The organism is Lactobacillus sp. PSON, assembly GCF_052615405.1.
Genome location: NZ_JBQXFW010000004.1, coordinates 58,802 through 77,042, shown reverse-complemented (window position 1 = coordinate 77,042; position 18,241 = coordinate 58,802). Strand labels below are relative to the sequence as shown.

The 18,241-nt window shown below is 33.4% G+C and carries 17 protein-coding genes and 1 tRNA gene; all 18 read right to left on the bottom strand.

Annotated features, from left to right (window positions below; all coding sequences use genetic code 11):
* Nucleotide 1: 1 nt before the first annotated feature.
* The 18 genes from ACTHPI_RS03520 to ACTHPI_RS03435 all read right to left on the bottom strand — a co-directional run bounded on the left by ACTHPI_RS03520 (nucleotide 2) and on the right by ACTHPI_RS03435 (nucleotide 18,177).
* Nucleotides 2–1,390, bottom strand: a complete 1,389-nt coding sequence (locus tag ACTHPI_RS03520; protein ID WP_445352801.1) for an MFS transporter — start codon at nucleotides 1,388–1,390, stop codon at nucleotides 2–4.
* A 136-nt stretch (nucleotides 1,391–1,526) separates the two neighbouring features.
* Nucleotides 1,527–2,447, bottom strand: coding sequence for a diacylglycerol kinase family lipid kinase (locus ACTHPI_RS03515; RefSeq protein WP_445352800.1), 921 nt, complete (start codon nucleotides 2,445–2,447; stop codon nucleotides 1,527–1,529).
* Between the two features lie 20 nt (nucleotides 2,448–2,467).
* Entirely contained in the window at nucleotides 2,468–3,898 is a 1,431-nt protein-coding gene (gene gatB, locus ACTHPI_RS03510) for an Asp-tRNA(Asn)/Glu-tRNA(Gln) amidotransferase subunit GatB (RefSeq protein ID WP_144355686.1), read from the bottom strand.
* A 4-nt stretch (nucleotides 3,899–3,902) separates the two neighbouring features.
* The gene (gene gatA / locus ACTHPI_RS03505) at nucleotides 3,903–5,342 is read right to left on the bottom strand and encodes an Asp-tRNA(Asn)/Glu-tRNA(Gln) amidotransferase subunit GatA (protein ID WP_445352799.1); all 1,440 of its coding nucleotides are present in this window, start codon (nucleotides 5,340–5,342) and stop codon (nucleotides 3,903–3,905) included.
* A complete protein-coding gene (gene gatC / locus ACTHPI_RS03500) occupies nucleotides 5,342–5,644 on the bottom strand; it encodes an Asp-tRNA(Asn)/Glu-tRNA(Gln) amidotransferase subunit GatC (protein WP_144355688.1) in 303 nt (100 codons plus the stop codon). Before gatC ends, gatA begins: the two co-directional genes overlap by 1 nt.
* Before the next feature lie 12 nt (nucleotides 5,645–5,656).
* A complete protein-coding gene (locus ACTHPI_RS03495; RefSeq protein WP_445352798.1) occupies nucleotides 5,657–6,796 on the bottom strand; it encodes a CamS family sex pheromone protein in 1,140 nt (379 codons plus the stop codon).
* Nucleotides 6,797–6,811: 15 nt separating this feature from the next.
* The gene (gene ligA, locus ACTHPI_RS03490) at nucleotides 6,812–8,815 is read right to left on the bottom strand and encodes an NAD-dependent DNA ligase LigA (RefSeq protein WP_445352797.1); all 2,004 of its coding nucleotides are present in this window, start codon (nucleotides 8,813–8,815) and stop codon (nucleotides 6,812–6,814) included.
* 40 nt (nucleotides 8,816–8,855) lie between these two features.
* On the bottom strand, nucleotides 8,856–11,084 hold the full coding sequence (gene pcrA / locus ACTHPI_RS03485) for a DNA helicase PcrA (RefSeq protein WP_445352796.1): 2,229 nt from the start codon (nucleotides 11,082–11,084) through the stop codon (nucleotides 8,856–8,858).
* Between the two features lie 260 nt (nucleotides 11,085–11,344).
* The gene (locus ACTHPI_RS03480) at nucleotides 11,345–11,476 is read right to left on the bottom strand and encodes a hypothetical protein (protein WP_445352795.1); all 132 of its coding nucleotides are present in this window, start codon (nucleotides 11,474–11,476) and stop codon (nucleotides 11,345–11,347) included.
* 141 nt (nucleotides 11,477–11,617) lie between these two features.
* Entirely contained in the window at nucleotides 11,618–11,872 is a 255-nt protein-coding gene (locus tag ACTHPI_RS03475; protein ID WP_445352794.1) for an SLAP domain-containing protein, read from the bottom strand.
* A gap of 24 nt (nucleotides 11,873–11,896) precedes the next feature.
* Nucleotides 11,897–12,586 (bottom strand): SLAP domain-containing protein, encoded by a 690-nt coding sequence (locus tag ACTHPI_RS03470; RefSeq protein WP_445352793.1) that lies wholly within the window; start codon nucleotides 12,584–12,586, stop codon nucleotides 11,897–11,899.
* A 69-nt stretch (nucleotides 12,587–12,655) separates the two neighbouring features.
* Nucleotides 12,656–13,351 carry an SLAP domain-containing protein gene (locus tag ACTHPI_RS03465; RefSeq protein WP_445352792.1) on the bottom strand — a complete coding sequence of 232 codons (696 nt, stop codon included), beginning with the start codon at nucleotides 13,349–13,351 and terminating at the stop codon, nucleotides 12,656–12,658.
* 190 nt (nucleotides 13,352–13,541) lie between these two features.
* On the bottom strand, nucleotides 13,542–14,192 hold the full coding sequence (locus tag ACTHPI_RS03460) for a glycoside hydrolase family 73 protein (protein WP_445352791.1): 651 nt from the start codon (nucleotides 14,190–14,192) through the stop codon (nucleotides 13,542–13,544).
* A gap of 92 nt (nucleotides 14,193–14,284) precedes the next feature.
* A tRNA-Leu gene (locus ACTHPI_RS03455) sits at nucleotides 14,285–14,373 on the bottom strand.
* A 60-nt stretch (nucleotides 14,374–14,433) separates the two neighbouring features.
* Entirely contained in the window at nucleotides 14,434–14,898 is a 465-nt protein-coding gene (locus ACTHPI_RS03450) for a SprT family protein (protein ID WP_445352790.1), read from the bottom strand.
* On the bottom strand, nucleotides 14,895–15,590 hold the full coding sequence (locus tag ACTHPI_RS03445) for a glycosyltransferase family 32 protein (protein WP_445352789.1): 696 nt from the start codon (nucleotides 15,588–15,590) through the stop codon (nucleotides 14,895–14,897). The genes ACTHPI_RS03450 and ACTHPI_RS03445 overlap by 4 nt, the downstream gene beginning before the upstream one ends.
* 1 nt (nucleotide 15,591) lies before the next feature.
* A complete protein-coding gene (locus tag ACTHPI_RS03440; protein WP_445352788.1) occupies nucleotides 15,592–17,022 on the bottom strand; it encodes an oligosaccharide flippase family protein in 1,431 nt (476 codons plus the stop codon).
* Nucleotides 17,023–18,177, bottom strand: a complete 1,155-nt coding sequence (locus tag ACTHPI_RS03435; RefSeq protein ID WP_445352787.1) for a CDP-glycerol glycerophosphotransferase family protein — start codon at nucleotides 18,175–18,177, stop codon at nucleotides 17,023–17,025.
* Nucleotides 18,178–18,241 lie beyond the last annotated feature (64 nt).

The window sequence follows — 18,241 nt, the reverse complement described above, 5'->3', positions numbered from 1 at the left end:
TTTATGCCTTTTTTATTGATTTAGGAACAAATTTTAGCGAAATCAACAAATTAATAATAATCAAAATTAGTAAAATAATAAATGTAAAATGTGTACCTTGAGCAGTTCCAAAAACTTGACCCAAGTTTAGTTTTTGTTGATAAAAAGAAATTATAGTTCCTGCTAAAGCTGTGCCAACTGCTCCAGAAAATTGTTGCAAAGTATTGAAAATTGCATTTCCTTGTGCATGATTTTTCTTAGAAATTGAAACCAAGCCACTAGTCATTAAACTACTAAAGCACATCCCATATCCACCATAATAAATTGCATAAAAAATCAATATTTCAATATTACTTAAATTGCCACTAATTATTAATAAACTCAGTCCTAATAAGCTCATGCAAATTCCTAATATTATGGGTAATCTTGCACCTTTTTTATCATAAAGTTTTCCAGCAAGTGCTGCCATTAATGCATCAACTACTGCTCCAGGAAAAACAATCCATCCAGCTAACGACACTGAACCATGGTTCACTAGTTGAATATAAATAGGAAAAATAAATCCTAAGGCAAGTGTTGCAATCTTAGCAAAACAATAGCAGATTAATTGCATTGAAAATTTTACATTAGTAAACAGTCTCGGCTGAATTAAAGCATCAGTATCATTCATTGAAACTTTTATCCAAATAATTAAGCTAACAATTCCAATTACCCAAATTCCTAGAACTTGCCAAGATAGCAGGTTCTTTTTAGCTAAATTAGTAAATCCTAACATTAAAAGAACCAATCCAGCTGCTAAAAGTAGCCATTGAAGATATTTAAATTTTACTATTTTTAATTCATTTAATTGCATAATTGAATAAATTCCTGTAGCTAATCCAATTATCATTAAAAAAATAGAAATTATAAATATCCAGCGCCAATTTAAATAGTCGGTTACAATTCCACCAAATACTGGTCCTAATGCTACTGCACAAGCCGTAATCATAGTTCCAATTCCCATCATAAATCCTAATTTACTCTTAGGAACTTTAGCTAAGATTATGTTATACATCAATGGTAATCCAATTCCTGTACCAATTCCTTGAAAAGCTCGCCCTAAAAGTAGCAAGTCAAATCTAGGTGTAAAAATATCAATTATTAATCCTAATATAAAAAATGTAACTCCAATAATAAATATTTTTTTAGTTGACCAGCGCAGTCTAATTTGTGAGCTAATCGGTACAATTGTAGCAATCACTAATAATACTAAAGTATTAACCCACTGTACTTGATCTGTGGTTATTTTGAAATCATTTATTAAAATTGGAAATGTCACAGTTGTTGCCGTTTCATCTAAAATTCCTAAAAATGATAACATCCCTGCTGACAGTATTGCCATAATCAACTTAAAAGAAAGCCTGTTTTCCATTTATAGTTCTTCTTTCAAAAATAGAGTTATTACTATATCTATTTTACAGCAATGACTGATTATATTGTTTATCTACTTATTCAACTCAAAAAAATAGTGCTTAGCATAGCTAAGCACTATTTTATATTATTAAAATTTATCCACCAACGTAAAATTCAATACGTTGCTTCAAATTCTCAAAACTTACTGGACAATAACCCCCAATTTCACCATCAAGGTTAACTGGTAAATCATTACCTTCACTTTTACCAATAAGCTCTGCTTTAAGACTAGTCGTCTTAGTATAAATGATGTTAGGATCATCAACATGTTTTCCATTAAGTGCCATGACCATTAATCTCATTAGATTAACTGGATCAGATGGTTTAACAACAATTAATTGGAATAATCCATCACTTAGTTGAGCATCTGGCATAATCTGTTCGAAACCACCAATCGAATTAGTCATACCAAGTAAAAACATTGAAAGCTTACCTTCATAAACTCCATCATCATAAGTTAGACGCATTTCATTTTCAGATAAATGAGGCAACATTTCTGCACCCTTAATTAAATATGCGGCATAACCTAATGCTGACTTAATTTCTGAAGGAACGCCATAAGTTAGTTCAGTAAGTGAACCACTGGCAGCGATATTAACAAAATACTGATCTTGAGCACCAAAATGTGCTTTTCCGATATCCATTTTGCGAGTTTTATCTTTAAGGATAATTTTTGCCGCATCAAGAATGTTATCACGTGGAATTCCTAGCGCACGGGCATAATCATTAGTAGTTCCAGCAGGAATGATTGCCATTTTAGGTCTATTTTCCAAAAATGCAATTCCATTTACTACTTCATTGATTGTACCGTCTCCACCAGCAGCCACAATAAGTTCAAAGCCCTCTTTTGCAGCACGAGTAGCTTCATTTTGTGCACTTTTTTCTGCGGGAGTAGTTCTAAAAGCACTGGCTTCATAACCTGCTTGCTCTAGAACATCCAAAATATCGGCCACATTTTTTGGCATTTGCTCGTGACCTGATACAGGATTATAAATTAATCTTGCTTTACGAGTCATATTCACTACCTTAGTTCTAATTAACGATTTGCCAATTCTTCATTGAGAAGCTTATTAACCATCTTAGGGTTAGCTTTACCACGAGTTTGCTTCATAATTTGACCAACTAAGAAGCCAATTGCACGATCTTTACCGTTCTTAAAGTCTTCAACTGATTGTGGGTTATTATCAACAACTTCCTTAACCATTGGAGCTAAGACACTAGTATCTGATAATTGAACCATACCCTTTTCTTCAACGTACTTCTTAGGATCAGTACCGTTTTCAATAGTTTCTGCAAAGACCTTTTTGGCAATCTTAGATGAAATAGTACCATCTTGGATAAGCTTAATCATCTTAGCCAAATTTTCTGGAGTAAGCTTAACATCTGCTAAGCTTACACGATTATCATTAAGGTAACCATTAACTTGAGTGTTCATCCAGTTAGCTGCAAGGGTTGGATCAGCACCTGCAGCAACTGCTTCATCAAAGAAGTCTGAACTTTCCTTAGTTTGAAGCAAAACATTTGCGTCATAAGGCTTGATACCAAACTTGTTTACATAGTCATCATAACGTTCAAATGCTGACTTAGGAAGAGTCTTGGCAATTTCATCAATCCATTCTTGACTGATGTGGTCTGGAGCAATATCAGGTTCTGGGAAGTAACGGTAGTCACTAGCACCTTCCTTAACACGTTCCAAAACAGTCTTACCAGTAGCTTCATCAAAACGACGAGTAGAAAGTTGAACATGACCACCTGATAAAAGAACTTGTTGTTGACGCTTTTCTTCATAAGCAAGAGAACGTCTTACGTGGTCAAATGAGTTCAAGTTCTTCATTTCAACCTTAGTACCAAGTTCTTTTTGACCGGCTGGACGAATAGAAATGTTGGTATCAACACGCATTGAACCTTCTTCCATCTTAACGTCAGAAGCACCAGTAAATTGAACAATCTTACGAAGTTTTTCAAGGTATGCATAAGCTTCTTCTGGATCTTCCATGTCAGGTTCAGAAACAACTTCAAGAAGAGGAACACCTTGACGGTTCAAGTCAACATAAGAATAACCATTTGTTCCGTGGGTGTTTTTACCAGCATCTTCTTCGATGTGCATTTCATGAATACCAATACGCTTCTTCTTACCACGTACTTCAACTTCAATGTAACCATCACGAGCAAGTGGTTGGAAGAATTGAGTAATTTGATATGCCTTTGGGTTATCTGGATAGAAGTAGTTTTTACGGTCAAAGTGAGTAGTTGGCAAAATATGTGAGTGAGTTGCCAAAGCTACCATAATACCTAAACGGTAAACATCTTTATTAACTTGAGGAAGAACACCTGGCATAGCCCAGTCAATAACATTAGTTTCAGTATTTGGTTTTGCACCATAACTAACTGGTGAAGGTGAGAAAATCTTACTCTTAGTCTTTAATTCGAAGTGGACTTCTAGTCCGATTGTCGATTTAAAATTCATTCAATTAATCCTCCATTCCAGTTGGTGTTTTTTCATAGAATTTATTCTTACGTTCAACAAAGTCAGCAACTTGGAAAATGCTACCTTCATCAAAACGCTTAGCCATAACTTGGAAGCCAACAGGCATACCATTAACTAACCCAGCTGGAACACTAGCTGCAGGAATACCTGCTAAGTTTGCTGAAATTGTCAAAATATCATTGTTATACATCTTAATTGGATCAGAAATTTCTTCACCAATTCCAAATGCAGGAGTAGTAGTAACTGGTCCTACAACAACATCATTTTCGGCAAAAATCTTGTCAAAGTCTTCGCAAATCAAAGTTCTTACTTTAGCTGCTTGTCTAAAGAACTTATCATAAGAACCAGCTGACAATGCAAATGAACCAAGCATAATACGACGCTTAACTTCATTACCAAAACCTTCTGAACGAGATTTTACATAAACATCAAGCAAGTTCTTAGTATCTTTTGCACGATAACCATAACGAATACCATCGTATCTTTGAAGGTTTGATGAAGCTTCACTTGAAGCAATAATGTAGTAAGTTGGAACAACGTACTTAGTATGTGGAAGAGATACTTCATTAATAATTGCGCCATTTTCTTCAAGCATATCAATTTGCTTTTGAATAACGTCGCGAACTTCACCTTCAACTGCATCCATGTATTCCTTAGGAACTGCTACTTTAAGTCCCTTAACATCTTTACCAATAAACTTAGTAAAGTCAGGAACTTCACGTTGAGAAACAGTTGAATCGTGAACGTCTCCACCACTAATTACATTAAGTACTTCTGCTGAATCCTTAACACGTTTACTCATTACACCAATTTGGTCAAGTGATGAACTAAAGGCAATAAGCCCCCAACGTGATACACGACCGTAAGTTGGTTTAATACCAAAAATACCGTTAAATGCGGCTGGTTGTCTAATTGAACCACCAGTATCACTACCAAGAGCAGCAACTACTTGACCACTGGCAACTGCGGCTGCTGAACCACCAGATGAACCACCTGGAACCTTATCTAAATTCCATGGGTTATGAGTTGCACCATAATATGAATGCTCAGTAGAAGAACCCATCGCAAATTCATCCATGTTAGTCTTACCAACAAAGGTTGCTTGAGCATCCTTAAGCTTCTTAATTACAGTTGCATCATACATTGGCATGTAATTGTAAAGCATATGACTTGCTGCAGTAGTCAAAGTACCATTGGTAATAATATTGTCTTTAATACCAATTGGAATACCAGCTAATTTATTCTTATTAAAATCAAGATTTTCACTTGGTTTAACATCTTCATCTACAGTAATCCAAGCGTTGATTTTTTCATCAGTATCTTTAATATTTGCCACAGTGTCTTTTGCAAGTTGATCTGCAGAAAGTTCACCACTGGCAAGTTTTTTGTTTAATGAGTCAATATTTTCGTTTAAGTAATTCATTACTCGTCCTCATCCTTATCAATAATTACAGGAACCTTGATGAATCCGTTAGCCTTTTCAGGAACATTTTCCATCAATTCTTCTCTTGTTTGCCAGTGTTCAGGAATATCTTCTCTGAAAACAGTATCACGGTCAACAACTTGTACAGTTTCAGGGACACCTTCAGTATCAACTTCTGAAAGTTGATCTGCCATATTAATAATTGAACTCATTTGTTCAGTAAATTTGCCGATTTCATCATCACTAAACTCAAGTCTAGAAAGAGTAGCAACGTGCTTAATCGTCTCTTCTGTGATTTCCACTCAAATTACCTCCTATTCGCCACCATAAACATGAACTTGATATGCACTATCTGCAGTTTCTTTAGCTATTAATGCTTGAACATTATCAACTGACCCAATTTTTATTTCAATTGGACAATTCTTTGGTAAATACTTCTTAGCAGTTGACAATACTAATCTAGTAAAACTTTGCGTTTGTTCATAACCATAAAATTGCGTAGTAATTGAAATATTTTCTTGAGCAAGCTTCCCATTTTCATAACGTAGCGTAGCTGTTACACCACTAATATTAGGAAAATAATCTTGTACTGCATTTTTAAAACTATTGAAACTAGAAGCATCATCACTATTGATGGCTTTGTTACCTCCAACTGTCGGTAAAACTTGCGTTTTTTCCGAGATGGATTTCCATTTAGTTATTTTACTACTATTAGCCTCTGCTGTCCCATACGCAAAGTAACTTCCACCAACTAAAGAATCCTTAGAAGTCTTTGAAAAGAGACCAATAGTAATTGGAATCTTTTTCAAAGCCTTCTTTTTACGCAATCTAGCAACAATTTTTTCTGCTGCTTGCTCACCGAACTTTCTTTGCTCACTACGGGAAATTTCTTTTTGATATTCTGGACCATCTTTAACTTTTTGATAATAATCAACAGAATTTAGGGCTAATCCAATACTCATGCCACCCATCTTATAATTAGGATTAGAACCAGTTAAATAATCTTGTTCTAAAATTTCTTCTAAATAATATGGACGATAGTCTTTTTTGGTACCTGCCTCTGGATTTAATCCATCAGGATTATTTTTAGATTTTCTTGCAAGCCAATCTGTAACCGTTGAAGCATCTAAATATTGACCTTCTTGGAAAACAAAAGAGTTAGGCGAATATTGACCTTTAGAAATTTGAATAAGACCACGCTCAAGTTCACGAGTATCCACTGAATTATCATTATCAGTTGCAGTTAAACCAGATATAGGACTTGTAACATAGCGACCATTTTTCATTAAAACAGTATATCCGTTCTTGCCTGTAGTGGTTGTTTGATAACCTTTTTTCTTAGTATTGGAAGTTGTGGTTGCATTATTGGCCAAGTCAGAATTTTTTAAATTTCCACAAGCACTTAAAGTTAATGCAGCTCCAGCCAACATCATCACTTGCACATATTTTTTCACTATTATTAAACCCTTTTATTTGATTTTTTCAATTGCTTCTTCTTCAGTTAAAAGTGGTATACCTAAATTCTCAGCTTTAATTAGTTTAGACCCGCTATCAGCACCATAAATAAGATAATTTGTTTTTTTAGAAACAGAACCTGTAACTTTCGCTCCTAATTCTTGTAATTTTTTAGTAAATTCACTTCTCGAATAGTGTTCAAGTTTACCCGTTAAAACAACTTTTTTATCTTTAAAGAAATTATCTGGTGCTTCTTCAGGCTCTTGACCTAAATAATTCATATTAACGCCACTTGACTGAAGACTAGCAATTAATTCTTTAGCAGAATCTTGCGCAAAATACGTAGTAATTGATTCTGCAATCGTCATGCCTATTGTATCTATTGCAGCAACTTCTTGCACGTCTAAAGACATAATCTTTGCCATATTTTTAAACTTTTGTGCAATAAGCTTGGCAGCTTTAGCTCCAACATGATCTATTCCAAGACCTGTTAAAAGCAATTCTACAGAATTAGACTTAGAATTTTCAAGAGCTGTTAGTAAATTATTAATAGATTTTTCTTTAAAATGATCAAGCTGGGCTAAATCATCTGCTGTTAATAAATATAAATCAGCTACATTGTGGACTAAATCTTTATCAATGAGCTGCTTGACGATTTTTGGACCAAGTCCCGCAATATTCATTGCTGGACGGGAAGCAAAGTGAGTAATCTGTTCTTCAACTTGTGCAGGACATGAAGGATTTATGCAACGCAAAGCAACTTCACCTTCTAAGTGTACCAGTTCTTGACCACAAGAGGGACATTTAGTTGGAATTTCATATTTTTTTGAATCCTGCGGACGCCTTGATAAAACAACTTCTGAAATTTCTGGAATAATATCTCCAGCCTTGTGAAGCTTAACAGTATCACCAATTCTTACATCTTTTTGTTTTAAATAGTCAGGATTATGCAAACTAGCTCTTGCTACTGTAGTTCCAGCAAGTTCCACTGGATCCATTACAGCAGTTGGAGTTACTACTCCAGTTCTACCCACAGTCCAGACAATATCACGGACAATTGTTTCTTGCTCTTCGGGTGGAAACTTATATGCAATTTCCCAGCGTGGAGTTTTAACAGTATTACCAAGACTGGCTTGTAAGTTTAAATCATCAACTTTCAAGACGATACCATCAATTCCATAACTTAAACTGTCACGCTTTTTTGTGTACTCATCAATAAATTTAAATACTTCGTCTAAATTATTAAGTTTCTTACCTGTTTCATTAGTATGAAAGCCTAACTTATGCATTTCTTCAATTGCTTGATGTTGACTAGTAATATCTTCAGGTGGATTTACCCAAGTATATATAAAAGTGCTCAATTGTCTATCTTTAGTCACACGCGCATCAAGCTGTCTTAAGGAACCAGCCGCAGCATTTCTAGGATTTGCAAAAGTTGTCAATCCTTCATCTTCACGTTTTTGGTTAAGTTTTGCAAAAACGTCCTTTTCCATATAGCATTCACCACGTACTTCTGTTGTAAGTGCTACTGGTAACTTTTGTGGAATATCACTGATGTAGCGCACATTTTGAGTTACATCTTCACCTATTTGACCATTCCCACGAGTAGATGCCCTTGTAAGCTTGCCTTTTGTATATTCAAGCGACAAAGAAAGTCCATCAATTTTTAACTCGACATTATAGGCTACTGGATGACCGACCAACTTTTGGATACGTTCATCAAACTCTTTTAATTCTTCTTTTGAAAATACATCCCCCATTGATAGCATTGGAATGTTATGTTCAACTTTGGAAAAATCTGAATTAATTTCCCCACCAACTCTTTGAGTTATAGAATCTGGTGTAACTAGTTCAGGAAAGCTTTGTTCAAGTGTTACTAATCGACTATAAGTCTTATCATAAACACTATCTTCAACTTCAGGTGCATCTTTTGAATAATATTCATCAGCCCATTTATTAAGTTTTTTTCTTAGTGAGATAACTTCTTTTTTAGCTTCTTCTAAAGTTACTTTTGCCATTTTTTCTCCTTTCTATTCTAATTAAAATTTTCAAATTTAATTATACCTTTTTAATTGGTGCAAAGGCAGCTAAAAGACGCTTAGTTCCAATCCCATTTCCAAATACAATGTCAAGTTCCATATCTTCGCCAGTACCATTGATTTTGGTAACTACACCTTTACCCCAGGCTTTATGTTCTACCTGGTCACCAATGTTCCAGCCCTTCTTTTCAGCACCAACAGCTCCCTTAGCTTTTTTAGCATAAACTTGACTTGTTGCTCGTTCCATTTTTCTTGCAAATGGTGCAGCTTGACTCTTAAAAATTGGTGAAGCAGCATTAGATGTTTCTTTTTCAATATCTTCACCATTAATTTCATCTAAAAACATTGAAGGAGCATTATGCTGCATTTGACCAAACATCATTCTTGAATATGCACTTGTTAAGAATAGTTCCTCTTTTGCACGGGTAATCCCTACATAAGCTAAACGTCTTTCTTCTTCCAAGTTGTTTTCTTGAATTGCACGATTTAATGGGAATAGTCCATCTTCCATCCCTACCAAAAAGACAACTGGAAATTCAAGTCCTTTAGCAGCGTGTAAAGTCATTAAGGTTACTTGATTATCGTCTTCTTTAAGATCATCTTGATCACTTAGTAATGATACTTCTGCCAAAAAATCACTCAATCTATCTGAATCATCGCTTTCCGGTTCATAACTATCATCAAAACGCTTAGTTACAGACAAAAATTCATCTAAGTTTTCTAAACGAGTATCAGCTTCAATTGTTTTTTCCTTTTTTAAAGCTTCAATATAGCCAAAATCGTTAAGCAACTTCTCAGTTAAACCAGTCACAGTATGAATTTTTGAAAAAGCAATTACATCATGAAGCTTACTTGCAAAGTCACTCATCTTCATTGCTGCTCTTGTAGGAACATCAGACATTCCAATTCTATCCATAGCTTCTAAGGCATTAAAACCATTACTATTAGCAAAAGCAAGCAATCGGTCAACACTCGCAACTCCAATTCCGCGCTTAGGAGTATTAATGATTCTGTTTAAACTCATCGTATCTGCAGGATTGGCTACAAGTTTTAAGTAAGCTAAAACGTCTTTGATTTCTTTTCGATCATAGAACTTATGACCACCTACGATTTGATAAGGAACGCTAGACTTAACAAAGGCTTCTTCAACAGTACGAGATTGGGCATTTGTTCGATAAAGAATTGCAAAATCGCGATAATTACGATTTTTTTCGTCAACTTCTTCTTTAATCTTAGACAAAATGTAGTGTGCCTCATCATCACTACTTTGGGCTTGATAATAAATTAACTTTTGACCGTCACCTTGATCAGTCCATAGATTTTTGTCTTTACGGTTTTGATTGTTTTTAATAACTGCATTAGCTGCAGACAGAATGTGACCAGTTGAGCGATAATTTTGCTCTAATTTTACTGTTTGAACACCATCGTTTTTGTAATCTTTTTCAAAATTCATGATGTTTTCCATGTTGGCCCCACGCCAACCATAAATTGACTGATCAGCATCCCCAACAACACAAATATTTTTAGAACCTTTAGCTAAAAGCGTAGTCAATTCATACTGTGCTTGATTAGTATCCTGGTACTCATCAACTAAGATATAGCGGAATTTATTTTGATAAAATTCCAAAGTATCCTTATCCTTTTTTAGCAATACTAAAGTTTGCATAATCAAATCGTCAAAATCCATGATGTGGTCACGTTTGAGGCGTTTTTGATATTCGGTATATATTTTAGCTGTCATCTTTTCAAATGGAGAAGATACACTTGTGCTGAAGTCATCAGGTGTAAGTAAAGCATTTTTGGCATTAGAAATATTTGCCAAAATTTGTTTTGCAGGATAATACTTAGGATCAATATTTAAATCCTTTTCAATATGCTTAATTAAGGTTAACTGTTCTGAAGAATCCGCAATTGAAAAGTTAGAAGAATAGCCGATTTTTTCAGCATCTCTACGTAAAATACGCACGCAAAGAGCATGGAAAGTTGACATCCAAATACTTTCTGCTGCTGGACCTAGCAAACTCTTTTCACGTTCACGCATTTCCTGAGCAGCTTTATTGGTGAAGGTAATGGCTAAGATATTCCAAGGAGCTACCCCGTGTTCTTCAACTAAATAAGCAATCCTACGTGTTAAAACTGATGTCTTACCACTTCCAGCTCCTGCAACAACAAGTAATGGTCCTTCAGTAGTTTGAACTGCTTGTTTTTGTTGTGGATTTAATCCTGACAAAATTGTTTCTTCGCTCATAATCTTCTCCTTCACAAATCATTTTTATAACTTAACTATTATAACAAATTGGTCATAAGAAAAAAGCATCTAGAAATCATTCGAAGTGATTCTAAATGCTTTTGTGGGGTTTAGTGAAATTGTAGATGAGATGTTACAAGATTGAATGGTCTAGGATTAGATTTTAAATCTCGAGCACTTATCCAATAATCAGTTCCTTTAACTCGATAAGAGAAAATATTTTGATTTGGTAAAATGTTTGTCTCATCTATAACCAACTTTTATCCATTTTTATATGTCTTAGTAGTTTGTTCACCCAATTCATTCCAAGCATAAGCTACCTTTCCTGTTTGTGATTTTATTGTTACAGTTGCTTCGGTAGACATTAAATCGTAACCATCAATAGTTTTCACATTAACGCATTTTATGTATCCTTTGTTACCGATACTGTAATAATAATCATTGTTTATTTTTTTATATGTTAACCAGTAGGCAGGTCGAGTGCCATTTTCAACTTTTCCATAAAAGTAATATCTTTTTGCTTTTTGAATGGGCTATATTTTACCTTTTATCGTTAATTTCTGTGATTTCTTTATAAGGGCTTTTTTGCCTTTATATTTCTTTAGCCTTTTTCCATTTTTATCATAGACATAGGAGTTATGATTCAAGCGCAATTTAACGGTAGTTTCTTTAGTGCTTGCAGCAGAAGCAGAAACGTAGTTAGAGTTATTAGTGTTAATTGCAACTACGGATAAGCTTCCTAGGGCAAGTGCTGTTGCTCCGATGATGATTTTTTTGTTTATTTTCATTGTTGTTCCTCTTAAAGGTTACTACTAATTATAGTGAAATTGTAGATGAGAGGTAACAGTATGAGAAGGTCTAGGATAAGACTTTAAGTCTTGGGCTGATACCCAATAATCGGTTCCCTTAACTCGATAAGAATAAGTGTTTTGATTTGGTAATATATTTGTATCATCAATAATTAATTTTTGTCCACTTTTATATGTTTTAGTAGTTTGTTCACCTAACTTATTCCAAGTATGGGCCACTTTTCCTATACGTGGTTTTATTATTACAGTTGCTTCGGTAGATATTAATCTATTATCGTCCCCGTTAATACTTTTAACATTAATACATTTAATGTAGCCTTTATTACCAATACTGTAATAATAATTTCCTTTTATTTTTGTATAAGCTAACCAATAAGGAATTATATTATTGTTTACATCATTGTCATAAAAGTAATATCTTTTTGCTTTTTGAATGGGCTCTATTTTACCTTTTATCGTTAATTTCTGTGATTTCTTTATAAGGGCTTTTTTGCCTTTATATTTCTTTAGCCTTTTTCCATTTTTATCATAGACATAGGAGTTATGATTCAAGCGCAATTTAACAGTAGTTTCTTTAGTGCTTGCAGCAGAAGCAGAAACGTAGTTAGAGTTATTAGTGTTAATTGCAACTACGGATAAGCTTCCTAGGGTAAGCGCCGTTGCTCCGATAATGATTTTTTTATTTAATTTCATTGTTTTGCCTTTCTTTATTGATAATAAAAGGCAAGTCCAATATGGAACTTGCCTAAAACAAAGTATTTACTATTCTTGAACTACATAATCAAATTTCAATTTATTAGAAACATAATTTGTTCTTGGTTTAGCTTTCAAATCCTCAGAAGAAACCCAATAATCTGTCCCTTTAATATGATAAGAAAAGCCACCAACTTCTCCTAGAACTCCAGTATTATCAACAATTAATTTTTCGTTTTTTCTAAGAACCCTATTTGTTGCCTTTCCTGTATCATCTGTTGCATATGTAGTTGTCTTACCCAAAAACGGTTTTACAATTACGGTTGCTTGTGAAGGGATAATACTATTTCCATTAATACTTTTAACATTTATGCATTTAATGTAGCCACCATTACCAAGGTTGTAATAATAGTCGCCCTTTATTTTCTTATATTGCATCCAATATGGAGTAGAATGTTTTCCGCTATCAGTCACAATATAAAAATAGTATCTTTTAATTTTTTGAATAGGCTCTATTTTACCTTTTATTGTTAACTTCTGGGATTTCTTTATAAGGGCTTTTTTGCCTTTATATTTCTTTAATCTTTTTCCATTTTTATCATAGACATAGGAGTTATGATTCAAGCGCAATTTAACGGTAGTTTCTTTAGTACTTGCAGCAGAAGCAGAAACGTAGTTGGAATTATTAGTGTTAATTGCAACTACAGATAAGCTTCCCAGGGCAAGTGCTGTTGCTCCGATGATGATTTTTTTATTTAATTTCATAGTTGTTCCTCTTTTTAAAATTTCTTTGCTATCATTTTTATGATACAACAACTTTGTGAACTTTATGAGATGTTTATGTTAACGTTTTCTAAAGTTTATTAAGTTTTTACTTATAATAAAAAGCATCTAGAAATCATTCGAAGTGATTCTAAATGCTTTTGTGGGGTTTAGCGAATATTATTAAGAAAATCTACTTTTCATCATACTTGTCCAAATTAAACTGCTCAATTAAATCAGTTAATTTCTTAGCATAATCTGGATCAGTCGCATATCCATCTTGAACTAAGGCTTTAGCTTGTTTTTTATAATCTTTAGCTGCTAAGACATGTTTATATTGATTATGGTTCCAAGTAGTCCCATTTTGAAAAAGTCGTGCATGAGCGCGAATAGATGCTTCATAGGAATCATAAATTTGAAAACGTGCCTTTACATTGACCCATTTTCCTTTTACGTATTCTTTAGTAGTTAAAACTGCAGAAGTATTTGGATTAGTACCTTTTACACCAAAGAGATTATTATATTTTTGTGCAAGTTCACTTTGTCCATAATTACTTTCAAGGCAAGCCTGCGCAATTGTAATACTTGGAAGTAAATCATAAGACTTATCAACTTGCTTAGCAATTGGACCTACCTTTTTAATGAATGCTTTACGCATTCTCATCAAACGTGCTTGCTCTTCTTGACGCTGCATTTGTGCCATTCTAATCTGCTCTTGCCTTACAGCGTAGCGACGATAATAATGAAAGCTTACAGCACCTATTCCTAACACAATAATTGTTAAACAAACTATAACAATAAATTTAACGATTGCTGCTTTTTTAGATTTCTTTTCTTTAGCCATAAAAATTCCCTATCTGTGTTTAATAATTAAATTATAGCGCAGATAATCATTAAGAAACAAAAAAAGAAGTCGTTTTCCAACGACTTCTTAAGTGGTGCGGGCGAGAAGACTCGAACTTCCACGACCTAATATTGGTCACAAGATCCTTAGTCTTGCGCGTCTGCCATTCCGCCACGCCCGCGGTACATGTAATAATATACATGGAATTTTGGATTTTGGCAAGTGTTTTTTGAAACTTTTTTCAAAAAATTTCATTTTTTTCTTTCAAGACTAATTTACCATTACATTTTCCGCAGACAAATCGCTTAGTATCAAGCTTTCTAACTCTGGGATAGATTGCTTTGCAATTTTTGCAAATATAAAAATATTTTTTATTTTGCTTTTGTCTTAAACCAATATCAGGAGCATAACGACTACCACCAACTCGTTGAAGAAGAATTTTGAAATCCGCATCTCGGTGTCGATAGCCACGACCAACCAAATGCAAATGATAATGGCACAACTCATGCTTAATTATGCCAATTAAGTCTGCACGATATTTTTTCGCTAAAAAGTGCTGGTTAATCTCAATATGATGGTCATCTAAGTGATATCTGCCACCAGTGGTTCGCATTCTTTTATTAATTTTCACTTGGTGCAAAAAAGGCTTGTGAAAATAATTCATCGAAGTATCTTCAACTAGCCTTTGTAATTCTTTTTGATTCATCGAATTAATTTTTGATACATCCCTGCTTGTTTTGGCGTTGAAATATGACGTTTAAGAGCAGTCACAATTTTTTCCTTAATAGAATGCTGTCCATTCATCCAAGTTCCAGTAAATAAGTGAATACTTTTAGATTTTGAACTTGGATTACATAAAATTCCATCTGGATAAACATGAACGCCTTCTTTTAATCGTTGCTCAAAGTTACCTGCTTCCAGACCATAATTTTTTACAATATCAGTCACAGATAGACTGTTTACTCCAGCCATTTGATTATTTTTATCAAAAGTAAATTCTCTACCCTGATAATAATCTAAAATATCCTGCATGAATTGATGACCCTTTTCCGCACCAAAAATAGCTGCTGAAAGATAGTCTTTATTTTCAAAACCAATAAATGCTTCATCATCAAGAAGTGGATCTAGCTTATCAATTACTCGCACATCGGTATCTAAATAAATTCCTCCTTCTTCAAAAATAACTTTTGCTCGAATATAATCAGATACAAAAGCCCATTTTTTAGCTTGATAGGCTTTTTCAATATATTTATTTTCATGCATATCAAAATTATCTTCATTCCATTCGATAATTTCATAATCAGGAAGCTTCTTCTTCCAAGTCTCAATACATTCTTTAATAATCGGAGATTTTGGGTTTCTTCCTACCCATACATAGTGAATTTTTTTAGGGATCATTTTAACCTCGCTTTAAAAAATTCTTGATCAATTTCTTAATATCTTGATTAAAATCAAGCTTCATCATAAACATAATACCTAAATATACAATTAACATCACAATAGACTTAAATGCCATATTAAAAAAGGCCGACGGAATAAAATTAGGTACTACCATTCCCACCATAAATGTAATTACTGCAATTAAGAAATACCTAGGCACATCATGAAATACATACTTAAAATTATAACCATCTCTAACAACCCAAAGCCTCAAAATCAAGACTACAAATTCAGTAATTAAAATTGCAATCATTGCTCCTGTTGCACCAAGCGGCTTATCAAGCAAAAAACTTAGAACAATTTCAACAATTGCTCCAATTACCACTGGAAAGGCATAATCCTTATCACGGCGATTAGCCAAAGCAAACTGATTTGCAAATACTCCACCAGTTGGAATCATAATAATTGTTAAAGTGAAGAAAAACATCAACGGAATCATTGGAGTATATTTATTTCCAAAGAAAAACGGTACGAATTGCTTAGTATTTGCCATAATAATCACTGAAAAAAGAGTCCCTAACATTATTGTAGCTTCAAGTGATTTTTTTAAGACTACCTTTTGAGCTTCTTTTTCTTCACTAGCCATTTTAGGCATAATAACTAAGGAAATACTCGTAATTACCCCTAACACCATATTAGAAATCCTTTGTGAATTATCATAAAAAGCAACTTGAGTCGAATTTTGAAAAAGTCCCAAAAGAGGTTTATCAAGTGAAGTATAAATTTGGGTAGCAATTTGCGGTATCATCAAGATAACGATTGCCTTCATTGTAGTTTTAAATTTATAAAAATGCTTCACAGGTCTTCCAACATAACGATGAATATCAAGCCAAAACACAAAAGACCCGAGCATCGTTGAAACTGACATGATAAGCAAGTACTTCCATAAATCCCCTGGATTTTTTACTAAAAGCAAAATTAGGACAACACTGACAAGTTTTACCACTGTATTTTTTAACACAACTCTACCGAAATCTGCTAATCCCTGAAAAAACCAGGAAATATCAACTTGAGCAGAAATCAAAAAAGGAAGCATCAAAAGAATATAATTCCAATATTTAATTTTAAAAATACTACAAATAAAAATTGTAAGTAAAATTGTAATAATTCCTGCTATTCCTTGAAAATACCACAAGCCCCAAAAGGCATTACTTAAGTCTTGAGGAGTACCGTGAACGCGTGTTCTAGAAATTGTCCGCATCCCAATATAAGACAAAGACAAAATACAAAAGACCATCAAAAATTGCACAGTATTATTAACGCTGCTATAAATTCCATAAGTTTTTGGACCAAGAACCCGAGATAAATATGGAACAGTAATTAAAGGTACCAAAACAAGAAAAATTTGATAAACGGCATTATATAAAATGTTCAAAAATGTTCTTTTCATTTAATCACCTAAATATTTTGTCATATAATCAAATACTTTTTCTGAATAATTGTCACCTTTAACTTGATTAGTTAAATCAAGCCAATACAATCTACGATTTCGTATTTGCTGATTATCTAAGCTATCTAAGTTTTGTATAAATTCTTTTTGCGAATTAATACAAATCCCGGGTGTAATTTCTTCATATGGCCCCATTAAAAGTCCACGAGTTTTTTCATATTGCTTCAAAAAATTAGTTACAAAAATAATTGGCTTATTTAAATGCAAATAGTCAAAATAAATTGAAGAAAAATCAGTCATTAAAAAATCGGTATTTCCTAGTAATTCATAAAGATCATAATTATTATCAAATAAATAATCATTATTTAAAAAAGCAATATTAGAATATTGACTATTAAAATTATCAAATAAGCGCATTTCATAAGGATGCAACTTAACAATTAAATATTGATGTCTCTTTTTAAGCTCTGCATTTAATTTTTCCCCATCAAAATCATCAAAAGCGAAAAAGTTTCCTTGCTTAATTCTTTCCATGACAGATTTATCTTCTAACTCATAACGAAAAGTTGGCATATAAATTCCGATTTGAGCATTTTTATCTTCAGTATTAAACAAATCTTTTAATAATTTTTCCTTTGGAATTATTGGGTTTTTAAGTGCATCGAGCCTTGGAAAACCTAACTTCTTATATTTATTAGTTTCAATAGCCATGCAACTACTCATCAGAGTTTCATAAAGGTCAGAGCTAGAAGTCACAATATCTGCTGTTTTGTGCCATAAATTTGCATTTCGCTGATTATCACGGCGTTTTGTATTATTAGCCATAATTCCCATACGCTTAAGTGGTACTCCATGCCAAAATTGTACATTTATTTGACCTTTACGTGCTTTAAAGGGTTGATGTGTAGTAATTATATATTTAGCTGCTCCAATTTTCTGCCAAGTTTTCCAATTTAAATGTGATGATGGCCATGGCTCAACTAATGTAACATTGTATTCTGGATGGTTCAGTTGCAAATATTTATAAAAAATATAACCATTAGATCCAGATCTCCCAGCTTCATTCAAAACAACAATATTATTGTCTTCCATTGTTGTAAAACGACTTAAAAATTTCATCCACGATAAATAAAGCCTAAACAAAAAACTCTTCATTAATTAATCTTCCATTCAAAAATATACTTATTAGTTAAGAGTACAAAAAAAGCTTGAGAAAACT